The following is a 15,311-nucleotide window of genomic DNA, read 5'->3' on the forward strand; positions in this document are numbered from 1 at the left end:
TTACCAATCGGGGCAAGCCTGAACGATCTGGAGTTCTACATTCTGTCCGGTGACCGTATTTTTCCGGCTAGCCGGTACCTCATCTTTACAGCTGCTTCCGTCGGTTTCGCTTGATAGAATGCTCCACTTTTTTCACGCTCTCTTGCTAGCTTCCCCATAAGGAAATGCGCCATATGTCGGCCCTTGCCGTGCTGCTCAACGCTTATCGCGTTGCTTCTGTTACCGAACGCGAGAAAGGCACCTATTTTGAAGAACTGATCTGTGCCTACCTGCGCAACGAGGCCACTTACCGCGACCTCTACGACCAGGTATGGACGTACGCGGATTGGGCCAAAGAAAGGGGCCTTAGTGGCAAGGATGCGGGTATCGATCTGGTGGCTAAGACCCAAGGCACCAACGAGTACCACGCTATCCAGTGCAAGCTGTACGCCGAGGACTACAAAGTCCAGAAAAAGGACATCGATAGTTTCTTCACTGCTTCAGGCAAAGCGCCTTTCACATATCGTGTCATTGTGACCACCACCAATAACTGGAGCGAGCACGCCGAGGACGCATTGCAGGGGCAGCAGCCCCCGGTGAGTAAGATTGATCTTCAAGCTTTGGAGGACAGTCAGATTGACTGGGCAAGGTACCAGTCCAGCAAAGTGGTCACGCTTAAAACCAAGAAGCAGCTGCGAGAGCACCAGCAGACTGCATTGAATGCTGTGGAGGCGGGCCTCAAAGATGCTGAGCGCGGCAAGCTGATTATGGCTTGCGGCACTGGCAAAACGTTCACGAGTCTAAAGATCGCTGAGCGTCTGGCCGGCAAGGGCAAACGAGTACTTTTTTTGGTGCCCAGCCTGTCGCTGCTATCCCAGACGCTCACAGAGTGGACGCAGGAGAGTGAAAACCCGCTGCACAGCTTTGCAGTCTGCTCTGACAGTGATGTAGGGAAGAAACGCAAAACTGATGACGACGCGGTGCAGGTTTTCACTCATGAGCTGCGCTACCCGGCGACGACGAAGGCAGATCGTCTGGCTGCGGAAGTGCTCAAGCGCCATGACGCTGAGCACATGAGCGTGGTGTTCTCCACCTATCACTCAATCGACGTGATCAGTCGTGCCCAGCATGAGCATGGCTTGGCTGACTTCGATCTAGTGATCTGCGACGAAGCACACCGCACTACAGGCGCGACCTTCGGTGATGATGACGAAAGCAATTTCGTGCGGATTCACGATGGTGCCGATATATGCGCCGCTAAGCGCTTGTATATGACCGCCACGCCACGCATCTACGGTGACATCGCTAAGGTCAAGGCTGAGTCCGGCGAAGTCACGCTCTGCTCGATGGATGACGAAGCCCTGTACGGTAAGGAGTTGTTCGTCATTAACTTCTCCGAGGCTGTCCAGCGTGGATTGCTCACGGACTACAAAGTGTTGGTGCTGACGGTTGAGGAGAGTGTTATCAGCCGTCGTTTGCAAGAGCTTCTGAAGGACGAGAACAACCAGCTCAAGGTCGATGATGCAGCCAAGATCGTTGGTTGTTGGAAGGCGTTGTCAAAGCAAGGGTTGCATGACCAGCTGATCGGTGATGATGAGCCAATGAAGCGCGCTGTCGCCTTTTGTCAGGTCATTTCACCCAACTACAAGGGCGCCAAGCACAAGGTCAGTTCCGTCAACATTGCCGACATGTTCCAGTCGGTAGTGGAGGCTTATCAGGACTCGGAGGAAATCGAAGAGGCCGTGCGGCTTACCTGCGAAGCCGAGCACGTTGATGGTGGCATGAATGCTAGCCAGAAGGAAGCCAAGCTGAAGTGGCTGAAGGCTGAGGCACCGGCCAATACCTGCCGTATCCTCAGCAACGTTCGCTGTTTGTCTGAGGGCGTGGATGTGCCGGCTTTGGACGCCGTACTTTTCCTCACTCCGCGTAACTCCCAAGTAGACGTGGTGCAGTCTGTTGGGCGCGTGATGCGTAACGCTCCGGGTAAAAAACGTGGCTATGTTGTGCTGCCGGTGGTTATCCCGGCAGGCATGGAACCTCACGAAGCGCTAAACGACAACCAGACTTACAAGGTGGTCTGGCAGGTACTTCAAGCGCTACGCTCGCACGATGACAGCTTCGACGCCATGGTTAACAAGCTCGACCTGATCGGTTCAGACCCGCGCAAGATGGAAGTCATCGCCATTACCGACAAGGCCGAGAAGAAGGCCAAGAAATCTTCCGGCACAAGCAACGGAAAAGCAGGCAAAGGCCAGTACGGCATTGGTAGCAAGAACAATGATGCTCCCGGGCAGCTGACCCAGCAGGCAGAGCTGGCCTATGAAGTGGGTGAAATCGAGAAGGCTATCTACGCCAAGATCGTCGACAAGTGCGGCAACCGCCACCACTGGGAGGAGTGGGCTGGTGATATCGCCAAGATTGCCCGTACTCACATTGACCGCATTCAGGGTATTCTGGAAAATCCGGAATATGGCAAAGAGAAGGCTGCATTCGCAAATTTTGCTGCCGAGCTGCGCGACGACTTGAACGACAGTATCACCGATGGTGAAATTATTGAAATGTTAGCCCAGCATTTGATAACTAAGCCGGTGTTCGACGCGTTGTTTGAGGAGTATAGTTTTGCTAGTAATAATCCTATGTCTAAAGCTATGCAGGGGGTGTTAGACGCGCTTCATGAACATAATCTTGAAAAAGAAGCTGATACACTAGAGAAGTTCTATAGTACCGTTAGGTTGCGCGCCTCAGGTATTAATAATTCTGAAGGTAAGCAACGGGTTATCAAAGAGCTCTATGATAAGTTCTTCAATGGTGCGTTCCCAAATTTAGCGAAAAGATTGGGTATTGTTTATACTCCAGTTGAGGTTGTAGATTTCATTCTCCACAGCGTCAATCATTTGCTTAAGAAAGAATTTGGTCAAGATTTGGGTGCTGAAGGGGTGCATATTATAGACCCCTTCACAGGTACTGGGACGTTTATTACGCGCCTTATCCAGTCTGGCTTGATTGGTCCGGATAAATTGACCCATAAGTACCGTCACGAAATTCATGCCAATGAGCTGGTGTTGCTTGCCTATTATATTGCTGCCATAAATATTGAGGCAACATATCATGATGAAGCCTTAGTTCCCTATACTCCGTTCGAGGGGATCTGTCTTACTGATACTTTTCAAATGTATGAAAGGGATGATCTGGTAAGTGGGCTTCTGGAAGATAATAGTGCGCGCCGTAAGCGCCAGAAAATGTTGGATATTAGGGTCATTGTCGGCAACCCACCTTACTCTTCTGGAGATAAGGATGATGAAAATAATAAGAATGTTGAGTATCCGTCTTTAGATGCTCGTATATCTGATACGTATGTCAATAAGTCATCTAAGAAAATGGGTAAGAGCAAGATTTATGACTCTTACATCAGGGCTATCCGTTGGGCTAGTGATCGCGTTGGGGATGCAGGAATTATTGGCTTTGTTACGAATGCTGGCTGGGTTGAAGCAAATACAACAGACGGACTTCGCAAATGCTTAGCTGAAGAGTTTTCTAGTATTTATGTATTTCACCTGCGAGGTAACCAGTACACGTCGGGTGAGCGGTCGCGTAAAGAAGGCGGAAAGATTTTTGGCGGCGGTAGTCGTGCGCCAATTGCTATCTCCTTCTTAGTAAAAAATCCAACGAAAGGTAGTCATGGCGAAATATTTTTCCACGATATTGGCGAATACCTCAGTCGAGAAGAGAAGCTTGAAAAAATTTCCAACTTGATTAGCATTGAGAATGTGAGCGAGTGGCAAGAAATTACACCAAACGATCATGGTGACTGGTTAGGTCAGAGGGATGAAAGCTTCTCTAGCCATATTTGCATCGGGGCTAAAGAGGGTAAGGGTGACGATTGCATTTTTGGCTCTTACTCAATGGGCATTAAAACAAATCGCGATGAGTGGACATATAATTGTTCAAGAAGTAAGTTGGTTGAGAATGTATCTAGCATGATTTCCTTCTATAATTCTGAGCTCTCGAGATTCAAGCTGTTGGGGCTAAGCAAGGACGAAGTTGAAGGTTTTTTATCTCGGGATAAGACGAAGATAAAATGGACTTCTGATATTGTTGGTGATTTTAAAAAAGAAAGATTTCACGTCGTTAAAGAAGAGGATTTTGTGATTTCTATGTATAGGCCTTTCTCTAAGGAATGGGTCTACGCAAATAAAAGCTGGAATTGGACGCGTCACTTGATGCCGCGATATTTTCCCAGAAATGAGCGCGAGAACATAGTTATCTGTGTCACGGGGACAGGTGAGACGAAAGGGTTTACTGCTCTTGTTACAAACTATGTGCCTAACTTGCATTTGGTTGCGGGTGCTCAATGCTATCCTATGTATCTTCACAAGGAAGAAATATCTTCTGCGGATGACGGACTTTTTAAGACGGAAGATGTTACTGAGCAAGGTCGGTCCAGTGCTATCACTGGGAGAGGTCTAGAGCATTTCTTATTGGCTTATCCAGGTGAAAAAATAACAAAAGAAGATGTGTTTTATTACGTCTATGGAATCCTACATTCTCCAGACTATCGCGAGCGTTATGCAGACAATTTGAGCAAGGAATTGCCTCGCATTCCAAAAGTCAAAAGCGTCGTTGATTTTTGGAGGTATAGTACGGCTGGAAGGGATTTGGCAGGCCTGCATCTAAATTATGAGTCTGTTGAACTTTATCCTTTGCTCATCGAGATTAGTGGAGGCCTATCAACTGCAGATTATCGCGTAAATAAAATGAAGCCTGCAAAAAAAGGCGATAAGACGACTGTGCTCTATAATCATAGGATCACAATAAAGGGTATTCCGGAGACCGCTTGGGATTATATGGTCAACGGCCGTCCAGCGTTAGAGTGGGTTATGGAGCGACAGTCTGTTCGAGCTGATAAGGTCAGTGGAATCGTCAATGATGCCAATGACTGGTCGACTGAAACAATGCGCAATTCTAAATATCCGCTAGAGCTCTTCCAGCGCATTGTGACTGTCAGCGTTAAGACGATGGATATCGTGAGAGCGTTACCTCCCTTGGATATTTGAGCTGAGCCTCTGATGCCAGCTAGAGCTGGCTCGGATCATCAAACTTTTACGTTGAAACAGGGCAAGCAATGAAAGACCGCAGTCATGATGAGGCAATGGCAAAGCTTTTCCAGGCGAATCCGTCTTACGCGGATGAGCTGCTTGCTGAGGTGCGTCGGACTGGCGACAAGGATGAGATGGCTATTTTGAGGCGTCAGCTTTCACCGGATCTAGCCATCAAAAGTACGCGCTCTGGCGAACGTAAAAACTAGCAGAATATGGCACTTTCCATGGTATCGTCACGGTTTATACGTGCTTAGTCCCATTATTAAAGGGTTTTCTAGACTAATTGATAATAGAGTGGGAATGATTGGACGTCCGGCATTGTCCGGCACGATCTAGCAAGAAATGCCCTGGAGCCCGCGTAATTGCGGGCTTTTGGCTTTTTGGGTCTGGCCGATTTTCTTTTTGAGAATGATGTGATTACTTTTCACGCAAGATGCTCACCCCCAGCCTACCTGCGAGCCGAGTCAGGTTCGCGCGATCCAGATTAAGACCTCTAGCTGCAGCAGAAACATTGCCTTCTGAAAGCCTGAGAGCCTCTTCCAATATCGCTTTCTTGTATCCGTCGACAGATGATTTGAAATCGTGAGACGGGATCTGCTGTGCAAGGATAGAGCCTGATTTTTCCGCAACCCTCTCGGAGGGCGATTCCAGTAGGTCAAGGTCCTGCAATTCCAGCGACAAAACACTCTGCCTTTGCAAAGACGCCGCTCTTTTTTTTGCCTTCAGCGCGGCCCTCGCCATCAGGTGTTCCAGTTCCCGGATATTCCCTGGCCACGAGTAGCCGACTAATGCTTGGCGGGCAGAGTCGGAAAATCGCAACGAAGGTACGCCGATCCTCCAGCGGTTTTCTTCCGCGAATGCTCCGGCGAGCAACATGATGTCGTCCCGACGTTCTTTCAAAGAGGGGACGCGTAATGGGTAGACGCTTAGTCGGTGATACAAGTCTGCTCGAAAGCGACCCGCACGCACTTCCTCAATCAGGTCTCGGTTGGTGGCGGCAATCAAACGAATATCGACGACATGGAGCTTGTCTGAACCGACCCGCTGAAGCTGGCCACCCTGAAGTACGCGAAGCAGGGTGGCTTGCGCGGCCAACGGCAGCTCGCCGAGCTCATCCAGAAATAGTGTGCCAGTGCTGGCCACTTCAAATTTACCCAGCCGATTTTCGATGGCTCCCGAAAAGGCGCCTTTGACGTGTCCGAAAAGCTCGCTTTCAATCAGGTGCTCAGGAAGGGCGGCGCAATTGACCGTTATGAACGGTTTGTCCGCTCGCGTCGAGAGATCGTGCAGCCGCTGGGCAACCAGTTCCTTACCTACTCCGGTTTCGCCGGTAATCAAAACCGTGAGGTCGCTTGAAGCGACCAGATCGATTTCAGAGAGGAGTTGCCTGAAACTTTCGCTGTTCCCAATCATTTCAGGCTTGGGCCTGCGTGCAGAGAGCCGGTACGCTTCTGCTCGTTTCCGTTCTCCGGCAACGGTGCGCAATAGATCATCAAATCGGGATGCCGCTACGACGGTCGCCGCAGCGAACATGGCAAAGGTCTCGACGGTTTGAAGATCCTGCTCAGAGAACTGCCCCACGGTCAGGGCGTCCAGTGTCAGAACCCCCCAGGTTTTGTCATTGATCCGCAACGAGCAGCCCATGCAGTCGTGTACGGGCAAGGCGCTTGAACCGATCAGTCCGTCATAGGGGTCTGGAAGATCACAGTTCGGTGGAAACAGAACGGCTCCCTGCGCTTCAATGATCGCCTCCAGTCGCGGATTGCTTGCCACGCGGTAGCGTCGGGCCATTGCGTCACTGGCCAAGCCATGCGCGGCAACCGGTATGAGTTCGCCCTGCTCCAAGCGCAGTAATGCCACAGCATCCGAGGGGACCAGCTCTCGCAATGCGTTCAGAACACGGTAGTAACGATGCTCTGCAGGCAGCTCTACTGCTAAATCACCCAAGAGCGGAAGAAGGGCATGCAACGCATTCAGTTGATGAGTCGAAATGACATCTTTTTTCACGGATAAGGTCTTAATAACACAGTCATAAAGACTCTATACGCCTTCGGCTTGCTGTTTTACAAGGCTTTTATGCCTGGCACGGCGGTTGCTCTAACCAAGGGTATAGATTCCTACCCTCTGGAGCCCACCATGCTGACCTCAACCCAGCGCGACATCATCAAAGCAACTGTGCCTCTGCTTGAAACTGGAGGGGAAGCGCTGATCACTTATTTTTATCAACTCATGCTCGACACGCACCCTGAAGTGCGTCCGTTGTTCAATGAGGCGCATCAAGCTAACGGGTCGCAGCCCCGCGCGCTTGCCAACGGCGTGCTGATGTATGCCAGGAATATCGACAGGCTCGAAAACCTGGGCGGGCTGGCGAGCCAGATAATCAACAAGCATGTGGCGCTGCAGATCCTTCCCGAGCATTACCCTATTGTCGGCTCCTGCCTTTTGCAGGCTATCCGCGAGGTGCTGGGCGCAGAAATCGCGACAGATGAAGTCATCGCAGCGTGGGCCGCAGCCTATCAACAGCTCGCAGATATCCTCATCGCCGGTGAGCAGAGTGTCTACGACGCCATTGCTGCAGCACCGGGCGGCTGGCGGGGTGGCCGTCAATTCACAGTCCTTAGAAAGGTGGCCGAAAGCGCTGAAATTACGTCATTTTATCTTGCGCCCACTGATCATCAGCCCGTTATCCGGCATAAAGCCGGACAGTACATCGGCCTACGGCTCATGATCGATGGTAAGGAAGTGCGGCGTAACTACTCTTTGAGTGAGCAGGCTGACGGTGTTCGATATCGAATCAGCGTCAAGCGCGAGCTGGGGGGACTCGCGTCTACCTATCTGCACGATCATGTGGAGGCGGGAAGCTCGCTCGATGTGTTTCCTCCTTCCGGGGATTTCACGCTTAACGACCATATCAAGCCACTGATACTTATCAGCGGCGGCGTCGGGATCACGCCAACGTTGGCAATGGCCGAGCAAGCGCTGGAGTCCGGGGAGCGACCAGTAACCTTCATTCACTATGCACGTAATGGTCAGGTGCATGCGTTCTCAGACCTCCTGCGAAGCTGGCAACAACGCTACCCGCTGTTCAAGGCTCGTGTCGTCTATGCGGAGCGGGCCGATCATGAGGTCTACACGCCAGACGCCATTGGCTTTCCCTTAATCACTCACCTTGAACAATGGCTGCCGGCTGACCGCGATGTCGACGTTTATTTCCTGGGACCCAAACCATTCATGGCATTCATGAAACGGGCCTTAAAGGATCTGGGAGTACCAGAGAAACAGGCCCGGTATGAGTTTTTCGGTCCCGCGCAAGCCTTGGCGTGAGGTTGCAAGGCAACTCTAGGCTCTGTACGAAAAGTGGCTGCGCTCGGTGATGCTTCGTTAAAAACAGGCTCGGAATGCTCATTTACAACACGTAGACTCCGCTTCCTCGCCTGTTTTTGCCTCGCCTGACCTTCGCTCGCCGACTTTTCGTACAGAGCCTAGGGCAGTGGCTAAAGAGTTCGTATTTGCTTTGGCAGATTCGGCTCAAAGACAATAAATGAGACCAGAGTGATGCATAACCAGGCGTTACCGGCACGAAATAATCAAAACCAGAACTTGCTATGGTCTGCGGTCGCTGCGGCCATGGTAATGGCCATTGGCATGGGCTTTGGACGTTTTGCTTATACCGGCGTCTATCCTGTGATGGTTCACGAGGGCATAGTGAACCTGCATGATGGCACTTTGGCTGCGTCAGCCAATTATGCCGGATACTTGTTAGGCGCTTTACTGGCTGCGCGCTTATCAAGCGGTCATTCACGCAGGTGGATAGTGGTCTCTATCCTCGCCAGCGTGGGGTGCCTGATTGCGCTGGCCTATACCGCACTGCCTTGGCTAATTATCAGCGTTCGAGGCGTGGCAGGGCTCTTCAGTGCGCTGTCCATGATCGCCGCATCGCAGTGGTTGTTGCAGCACAAGGGGCATCATGAGGGAGCCCCTATACTCTTTTCAGGAGTGGGCATAGGAATCTTCTTGTCAGCAGAAATTCTGGCCATTGCTCAAGGCGTCGGACTTAACAGTTTTAGTCTGTGGCTTACGCTGGGCGCGAGCAGCGCCGTACTAAGCGGCATTGCCATAAAGAAACTGGATAAGCGCTCCACCCATTTAATAGCCCCATCAGCCAGTGATGCTCCTGGGCGTCATATGGCGTTAGGCGCATGGCCTTTAATTGCGGCCTACGGGTTGGCGGGTTTTGGCTACATTATTACGGCGACGTACCTTCCGATGCTGGTGAAAAGCGCCTTTGGAGATATGAACCCCGTTCACATCTGGGCTATTTTCGGTCTTGGAGCCGCGCCCTCCTGCTACCTCTGGCACACACTTCACCTGAGATTTGGCACTCACGTTGCGCTCCGTGCAAACCTTCTGCTTCAAGCGTTCGGCGTCATTCTGCCAGTTATATCACCTACCGAGGTGGGATACGTGGGCAGCGCGTTAATTGTTGGCGGAACATTCATGGGCACCGTAACCATAGCCATGCCCGCCGCAAAACGCGTTTCACACACTATTAAGCACAACCTTATCGCTGTCATGACTGCTGCCTATGGCATAGGCCAAATCATTGGGCCGTTATTAGCGAGCTACCTGTTCGCATACAGCGGCTCGTTTAACACCTCGCTGATCGCCGCAGGCGTTGGCCTGCTGCTCTCGACACTGCTGACCGTTCGACTTCCTTCACCACTCCAGACAGACAGGTAGTGACATGAACACCACGAATTTCTGGTCCAGCATAGGGGTTCGGCTACCCATTATTCAGGCGCCGATGGTTGGCGTTTCAACCCCAGTACTTGCTGCCGAGGCTAGTAACGCAGGAGCCCTGGGATCGATCGGCCTTGGCGCCAGCACCCCGGATCAGGCACGAGCCCTTATAAAACAGACGCGCGAACTGACTGACCAACCGTTCAACGTGAACATGTTCTGCCACAGACCTGCCCGTTTTAGCCATACGCAGAACGATGCCTGGCTGGCCTATACCGCAAAATGGTTCTCCGAATTCAATGCAGCGCCTCCTCAAGAAATACGCGAAATTTATAAAAGTTTTCTGAGTGACCGGGTGATGCTTGAAGTGCTATTAGCCGAGCGGCCCGCCGTAGTCAGCTTCCACTTCGGCACACCCGACGCGGCCTGGGTAGCAGAGCTAAGAGAGGCGGGCATTGTTACGCTGGGTTGTGCCACCACGCTCAAGGAAGCACAAATGCTTCAGAAGACAGGCGTGGACGCCATTGTCGCGCAAGGCTATGAGGCAGGAGGGCACCGTGGTGTATTCGACGATACGCCCAACCAGGACCACGAGCTTGGGTTGTTCCCCTTGACCCGGATGTTGACTACACACGTAGGCTTACCGGTGATCGCAGCCGGTGGGATCATGGACGGCGTAGGCATTAACGCGGCATTGGCATTGGGGGCCATAGGTGTACAAATGGGAACCGCCTTTATCCTGTGTCCCGAGTCCTCAGCTACGCCCGAGCATCGCGCAGTGCTTGTCTCCGCAAGAGCCCATGAAACTCGCGTAACCAGCTATGTATCCGGCCGTCCTGCCCGTGGCTTGGCGAATCGTTTGTACCTGGAAAACACCGAACAACAGATCCCTGTCCCAGCCGAATATCCCTTGGCTTATGATGTGGCCAAAGCACTGCACGCCGCCGCTGTTCTAAAAGGCTGTCATGATTTTGCCGCTCAATGGGCCGGGCAAGGGGCGCCACTCGCACGCGCACTCCCTGCAGCAGAATTGATCAAAACCCTGGTGGAAGAGATGCGTTCAGCGTCTACATCCACAACCTTCCTGTAGAGAGACAATCAATGCCATTGCTGAAAATTGATGTAATAGAGGGCCGTTCGGATCAGGAAATCGAGACGTTGCTGGATGCGATCCACGACGCGATGGTGAACGCATTCCAGGTTCCTGAACGTGACCGCTACCAGGTGTTGAATGAACACAAAAGAAATCGACTGATCATTCAGGATACGGGTCTTGGATTTACGCGGTCCGACAAAGTCGTTGTCATCACCGCCATTAGCAGGCCGCGTCCAGCAGAGATGAAAAAGCGGTTTTATGCCCTGATAGCAGAAGGATTGGAGCGCAACTGTGGCATCGCAGCAGAGGACGTGATGGTTTCGATAGTGATCAACAGTGACGAAGACTGGAGTTTCGGTCTGGGGCGCGCTCAATTTCTAACCGGTGAGCTATAACGGCACTTCCGCCAATCACCACCTCGAACTTCATGCTAGATGCTGGGCAGAAATCAATCAGGGTTGGAGCTTATGTGATCTATCAAACGGCCCGAGAACGCAAAGGAATCAGCGCTACGTTACCCGCTGGTGATACGTCCCAATGATCACTTTCACGCAAGAGGCTGCCTTCGTGACGGGCGTCTCAGCTCCTTACCGACCGCAAAACACCTCATTTGATACTGATCTGAAGTTCGAGGAAAATCGTTACGGACAACCCGCTCAAAGGCACCCCAGCCCCAACGTCGACGCCGGGGTAGCCTAGCAAAAAATATTCGATATCCGCATCCCTAAAAACCAAGGACCCCATTCATGAAATCCCGATTTTCTCTCAGTTCATCTTTCCTGATCATGTTGTCGCTGACAGGATGCGCAGCGAATATGGATGCTCCAAAGCACGATCAGCCTGGAGAAAGCGCGCTTTACGGCAGTTGGCATGTTGCAGGTGTAGCGGTATCAGACTCGGGCGTGCAGGCACTGGGGGATGATGATCCGAGCTTTATGGGGCGACGTCTCAGTTTCAGTCACGACCAGCTTGCATGGAAAGCGTCCACAGACTCCACGGAAGATGTGTGCAAGGGGCCTGTTTTTCATAAGCTTCCGGCGATGAGTGGAGCTGAACTGGAGCCGCAACTCCATAAGCTTGGCATCGAAAAAGCTGTGCGCTATAGCGTTGAATGCAAATCTGGGAGCTGGGGTCCTTTTGACAAAGAAACTCCGGCATTTTTCCTGGCACAGGACGGGTCGTTAGCTCTTTCCTGGTATGACGGCGGACTGCTGAAGCTCGTGCGAGACTGATCACGCACAGACCCTTCGCATAGCGCTGTGAAGGGTCTCCTGAAAAAGTAACCTGCGTTGCAATCAGTACAACTGAGGCGGAACATCGGCTATTGGTACTAAGGGCTGCGCTCGGCAGTTACCTCTCTCTTACCACACAAGTCCCCCTGAGCATCAACTGTTGCTATCAGATCAGCCCCGACTGTAACTATCTCCCCATCAATAATCCGCTTATCGTCGTGCTTGTACTACGGAGTGACAGTCATGCCGGATGCAGCCAATCTCTACCTGTTCATTGTCGCCACCACGTTACTTTTAATCGTTCCGGGTCCGAACATGGCTTTTGTGACCAGTCATGCGTTGGCCCACGGTTGGCGTGCTGGCTTCGCTGCCGCTCTCGGTATCTCCTTCGCCGACGTGCTGATGACCGCTCTGGTCAGTGCAGGTATTGGCGCTGTGGTCATGAGTTGGGCACCTGCATTTGAAGTACTACGCTTGGCAGGGGCGTGTTATCTGATATGGATCGCCTGGCAAGCTTTAAAAGCGCCAGCCGCGACTGCCAGCGGGCAGCCCCAATTGGCTTCCTTCCGGAAAATATTCGCCAGAGGCACACTGAATAGCCTGTTGAATCCCAAGGCGCTTTTGTTCTTTATGGTATTCCTGCATCAGTTTGTCAGCGTAACTGGTGGCAATGTCAGCCTCCAGTTGATGTTTCTCGGAGCGCTGCTTGCGCTGATCGCGCTACTTTTCCATACCGCACTCGGAATATTTGCCGGGCAGCTAAGAGGGAAACTGGGCGGCGGCAAGATCGCCAGATGTTTAGGGATTTATGGCTTTGCCGGGATAATGGCAGCGTTGGCGGCACGCTTGTTGTTTCTTGACCGCCCGCTTTGAGGCGGTGAATGAAAACTCGCAGCCGAGTCATGCGTACTCGGCGAGTAAGCGGCAGGCCATGTCACGTCCCAAACGCCACATCACCACCAGTTGCGCATGTACACGCTGGCCCTCCGCACACGTTATGACCTGAAGCCACTTGCCCATTAACCCCAAACCGCGGCGACTCCATTTATGTTCAAACGCATTCTGTCCGCCCTCAGCGGCAAGAAATCTCAAGCTTCAACAGATAACTCGCCTGCTGATACAACGCCGCCAGAAGCTCACGACGGCGAGTTAATCACTGCCTACGACAGTTACGGACGCGAGATAAAGATCACTCGTAGCGAGTGGCGCGAGAAGGTGTTCCTGCCCAATCTGCAACAGCAGTGGGGTGATGCTGACGAGCTCTACAACCTCATCGTTTCGGGGCTGAACGATGGATTTGCGACTGACCTGATGTCTGCCGCCGAACGACTGGTCGAGATCGACGCTAATCCCGAGCGCAGCCATGTGGTGAATGGCATCGTGCTGATGCATAACGCGCGGCTCGATGCAGCAGAAGCCTCGCTACGCGAAGGGCTGGCTAAAGTCGGCGTGTCGGGAATCATCCTGACCAATCTGGCCAAGGTGTTTGCCGAGCGTGGTGATCAATCAGGTGCAGAGGCGACGCTTTGGCAGGCGGTTGAAGCCGATCCGAATCAGGAAAACGGTCTGTTGTGGTGGCTGAGCATTCAGCAGGAGCGGGGCGGTGAGGCCGCCTACCTCGATGCTCTACGCACTGTAGCGGCGTTGCCGGGCAGTTGGCGTGCGCAGTTGTGGATGGCGCGGCATTACCTGCAGCAGCAAAACGTCGCGCAGGCGCGTGTGTTGTATGAAGAGGTACTGGCAGGAGGTCATTTCGACCGCAGTGCCTTGCAGATGATATCGGGTGACTTGGGCAACAATGGCCACATTCCGCTGATCGTCGAGCTTGTCGGGCCTGCTTATGATGAGCACAAACATGATTCGACGGCAGGTCTCAACTTGCTGCGTGCCTATCAGGAACTGGGCAGGGTGGATGAAGGCGAAGCGTTGCTTACTCGCTTGTATGCACTCGGCTTTGCGCCAATCAAAAGTCACCTTGACCAGTTTGCGCATGCTTTCGAGGACGTGCGCAGGCAGGAAGACAAAGGCATTCCGATTGACCCTGCCAGCGTGACGATCAGTACCTTGGCGCTGAACAAGCCGGTCTGGCACTACGGTTTGCGCAATGCTGACTGGCTCTTCGCGCAAAAACCGGAAGGTGCGCCAGAAATCGGTTTCTTCGCCTTGTCCAAAATCATGGAGAAAGCAGAGCCTGCCGAATCGCAGCGCGAAGATGATGTCGGGCGCTATACGCGTGCCATTCCTCTTTACCTGGCGGAGTCGGTTCACTATTGGCATGACTATGTAGCCAATTGCTATGTTCAGGTCGCGGAGGGTGCGGGGCCGGTTGTATCGGGGGTTGAGGTCGACGGCAACACACTGTTCGATATCGTCCCGCCAACGACGAAGTATTTCGTGACGGGCGAAGTGGGTTGTTCGGGTGAGGGCGATCAGGCCCAGTGGCGGATTTCACTGAGCCTATGGAATTGTGCGACTCGCACCCGGCAAACCGTTGAAAGCGGTAGTGCAGGCAAGTCAGAACTTGGTGCGCTGGTACTTGATCTTCAACAGCGCTTGCTGGTCGGTATCGGACTCAAGCGCGAGCAGCCACTGGATGTTTTTTACCAGCAGCCCACCGCCGAAGTACTGCCGGTGTATCTGACCCAGTTGGGCCAATCATTCATGCTGACGTTGCTTGCGAACGACCATTTGCCCAAGTCATCAATGTGGGGTGAGCGGGCCATGCTCGAGTGGCCTCTGAATATGGCGCTCCAGTGGCCTGAGATGGAGACCGCAAAACTGATGTACATCTCCGGGCTGGGAAAGGCGTTCGGTTACAAGTCGGAGACAGTCGCCGAGCACAAGCAACGAAGCCTGCAAGTGCTGAGCGAACTGGAGCGGGCAAACAGCCCGGCATGGCGCCTTGCACCGTTGGTATGGAAAGTGTTCGGCATGCAGGCAGAGCTGGAGGATTACCGCGCCAATCTACCGCCTGATGTAGAGCCGGCCTATATCGAATGGCTGGAGCGGGTGAGCCAGGCATAGCGGTTGATCGATGCAAAAAGCCGGAGCGGGCGTCACTGCCTTGCCCGGCTTTTTTACGCCTCGACTTCAGTTCGTGGTATCCACCCTTATCTTTCCCCAAATGCAGGTGTATCGTATTCGCCCCTCGCATTTGCTCGCAGA

Annotated in this window: 10 protein-coding genes; 9 read left to right on the forward strand and 1 reads right to left on the reverse strand. The window is 52.7% G+C overall.

Going from position 1 to position 15,311, the window contains the following annotated elements; translation table 11 throughout:
• Positions 1-173: 173 nt before the first annotated feature.
• Entirely contained in the window at positions 174-5,033 is a 4,860-nt protein-coding gene (locus KUIN1_RS07055; protein ID WP_152091907.1) for a DEAD/DEAH box helicase, read from the forward strand.
• Between the two features lie 68 nt (positions 5,034-5,101).
• On the forward strand, positions 5,102-5,284 hold the full coding sequence (locus KUIN1_RS07060; RefSeq protein WP_065349239.1) for a hypothetical protein: 183 nt from the start codon (positions 5,102-5,104) through the stop codon (positions 5,282-5,284).
• A 211-nt stretch (positions 5,285-5,495) separates the two neighbouring features.
• Here KUIN1_RS07060 and norR read toward each other — a convergent pair whose 3' ends face one another.
• Positions 5,496-7,085, reverse strand: a complete 1,590-nt coding sequence (norR, locus tag KUIN1_RS07065) for a nitric oxide reductase transcriptional regulator NorR (RefSeq protein WP_024660544.1) — start codon at positions 7,083-7,085, stop codon at positions 5,496-5,498.
• A 129-nt stretch (positions 7,086-7,214) separates the two neighbouring features.
• On the opposite strand from norR, the gene hmpA reads away from it, so the two are divergent.
• The 7 genes from hmpA (at position 7,215) to KUIN1_RS07100 (ending at position 15,170) form a co-directional block, all read left to right on the forward strand.
• Positions 7,215-8,402 (forward strand): NO-inducible flavohemoprotein, encoded by a 1,188-nt coding sequence (gene hmpA, locus KUIN1_RS07070; RefSeq protein WP_024660545.1) that lies wholly within the window; start codon positions 7,215-7,217, stop codon positions 8,400-8,402.
• Between the two features lie 231 nt (positions 8,403-8,633).
• Entirely contained in the window at positions 8,634-9,818 is a 1,185-nt protein-coding gene (locus KUIN1_RS07075) for a YbfB/YjiJ family MFS transporter (RefSeq protein ID WP_116886810.1), read from the forward strand.
• A 4-nt stretch (positions 9,819-9,822) separates the two neighbouring features.
• Positions 9,823-10,908, forward strand: a complete 1,086-nt coding sequence (locus KUIN1_RS07080) for an NAD(P)H-dependent flavin oxidoreductase (RefSeq protein WP_116886811.1) — start codon at positions 9,823-9,825, stop codon at positions 10,906-10,908.
• A gap of 11 nt (positions 10,909-10,919) precedes the next feature.
• The gene (locus KUIN1_RS07085) at positions 10,920-11,309 is read left to right on the forward strand and encodes a tautomerase family protein (protein WP_003409144.1); all 390 of its coding nucleotides are present in this window, start codon (positions 10,920-10,922) and stop codon (positions 11,307-11,309) included.
• A gap of 351 nt (positions 11,310-11,660) precedes the next feature.
• Positions 11,661-12,146, forward strand: a complete 486-nt coding sequence (locus KUIN1_RS07090; RefSeq protein ID WP_004406435.1) for a hypothetical protein — start codon at positions 11,661-11,663, stop codon at positions 12,144-12,146.
• 243 nt (positions 12,147-12,389) lie between these two features.
• On the forward strand, positions 12,390-13,019 hold the full coding sequence (locus KUIN1_RS07095; protein ID WP_116886812.1) for a LysE family translocator: 630 nt from the start codon (positions 12,390-12,392) through the stop codon (positions 13,017-13,019).
• Between the two features lie 174 nt (positions 13,020-13,193).
• Positions 13,194-15,170, forward strand: coding sequence for a tetratricopeptide repeat protein (locus tag KUIN1_RS07100; protein ID WP_116886813.1), 1,977 nt, complete (start codon positions 13,194-13,196; stop codon positions 15,168-15,170).
• Positions 15,171-15,311: the final 141 nt, after the last annotated feature.

The organism is Pseudomonas sp. KUIN-1, from assembly GCF_009176725.1.
GTDB classification, from domain to species: domain Bacteria; phylum Pseudomonadota; class Gammaproteobacteria; order Pseudomonadales; family Pseudomonadaceae; genus Aquipseudomonas; species Aquipseudomonas fragariae.

What these genes read in the sequence shown, in the direction of transcription:
- KUIN1_RS07095 (WP_116886812.1), top strand. Translation starts at nt 12,390, where the DNA reads ATGCCGGATGCAGCCAATCTCTACCTGTTCATTGTCGCCACCACGTTA.
- KUIN1_RS07090 (WP_004406435.1), top strand. Translation starts at nt 11,661, where the DNA reads ATGAAATCCCGATTTTCTCTCAGTTCATCTTTCCTGATCATGTTGTCG.
- KUIN1_RS07100 (WP_116886813.1), top strand. Translation starts at nt 13,194, where the DNA reads ATGTTCAAACGCATTCTGTCCGCCCTCAGCGGCAAGAAATCTCAAGCT.
- hmpA (WP_024660545.1), top strand. Translation starts at nt 7,215, where the DNA reads ATGCTGACCTCAACCCAGCGCGACATCATCAAAGCAACTGTGCCTCTG.
- KUIN1_RS07055 (WP_152091907.1), top strand. Translation starts at nt 174, where the DNA reads ATGTCGGCCCTTGCCGTGCTGCTCAACGCTTATCGCGTTGCTTCTGTT.
- KUIN1_RS07060 (WP_065349239.1), top strand. Translation starts at nt 5,102, where the DNA reads ATGAAAGACCGCAGTCATGATGAGGCAATGGCAAAGCTTTTCCAGGCG.
- KUIN1_RS07085 (WP_003409144.1), top strand. Translation starts at nt 10,920, where the DNA reads ATGCCATTGCTGAAAATTGATGTAATAGAGGGCCGTTCGGATCAGGAA.
- KUIN1_RS07080 (WP_116886811.1), top strand. Translation starts at nt 9,823, where the DNA reads ATGAACACCACGAATTTCTGGTCCAGCATAGGGGTTCGGCTACCCATT.
- KUIN1_RS07075 (WP_116886810.1), top strand. Translation starts at nt 8,634, where the DNA reads ATGCATAACCAGGCGTTACCGGCACGAAATAATCAAAACCAGAACTTG.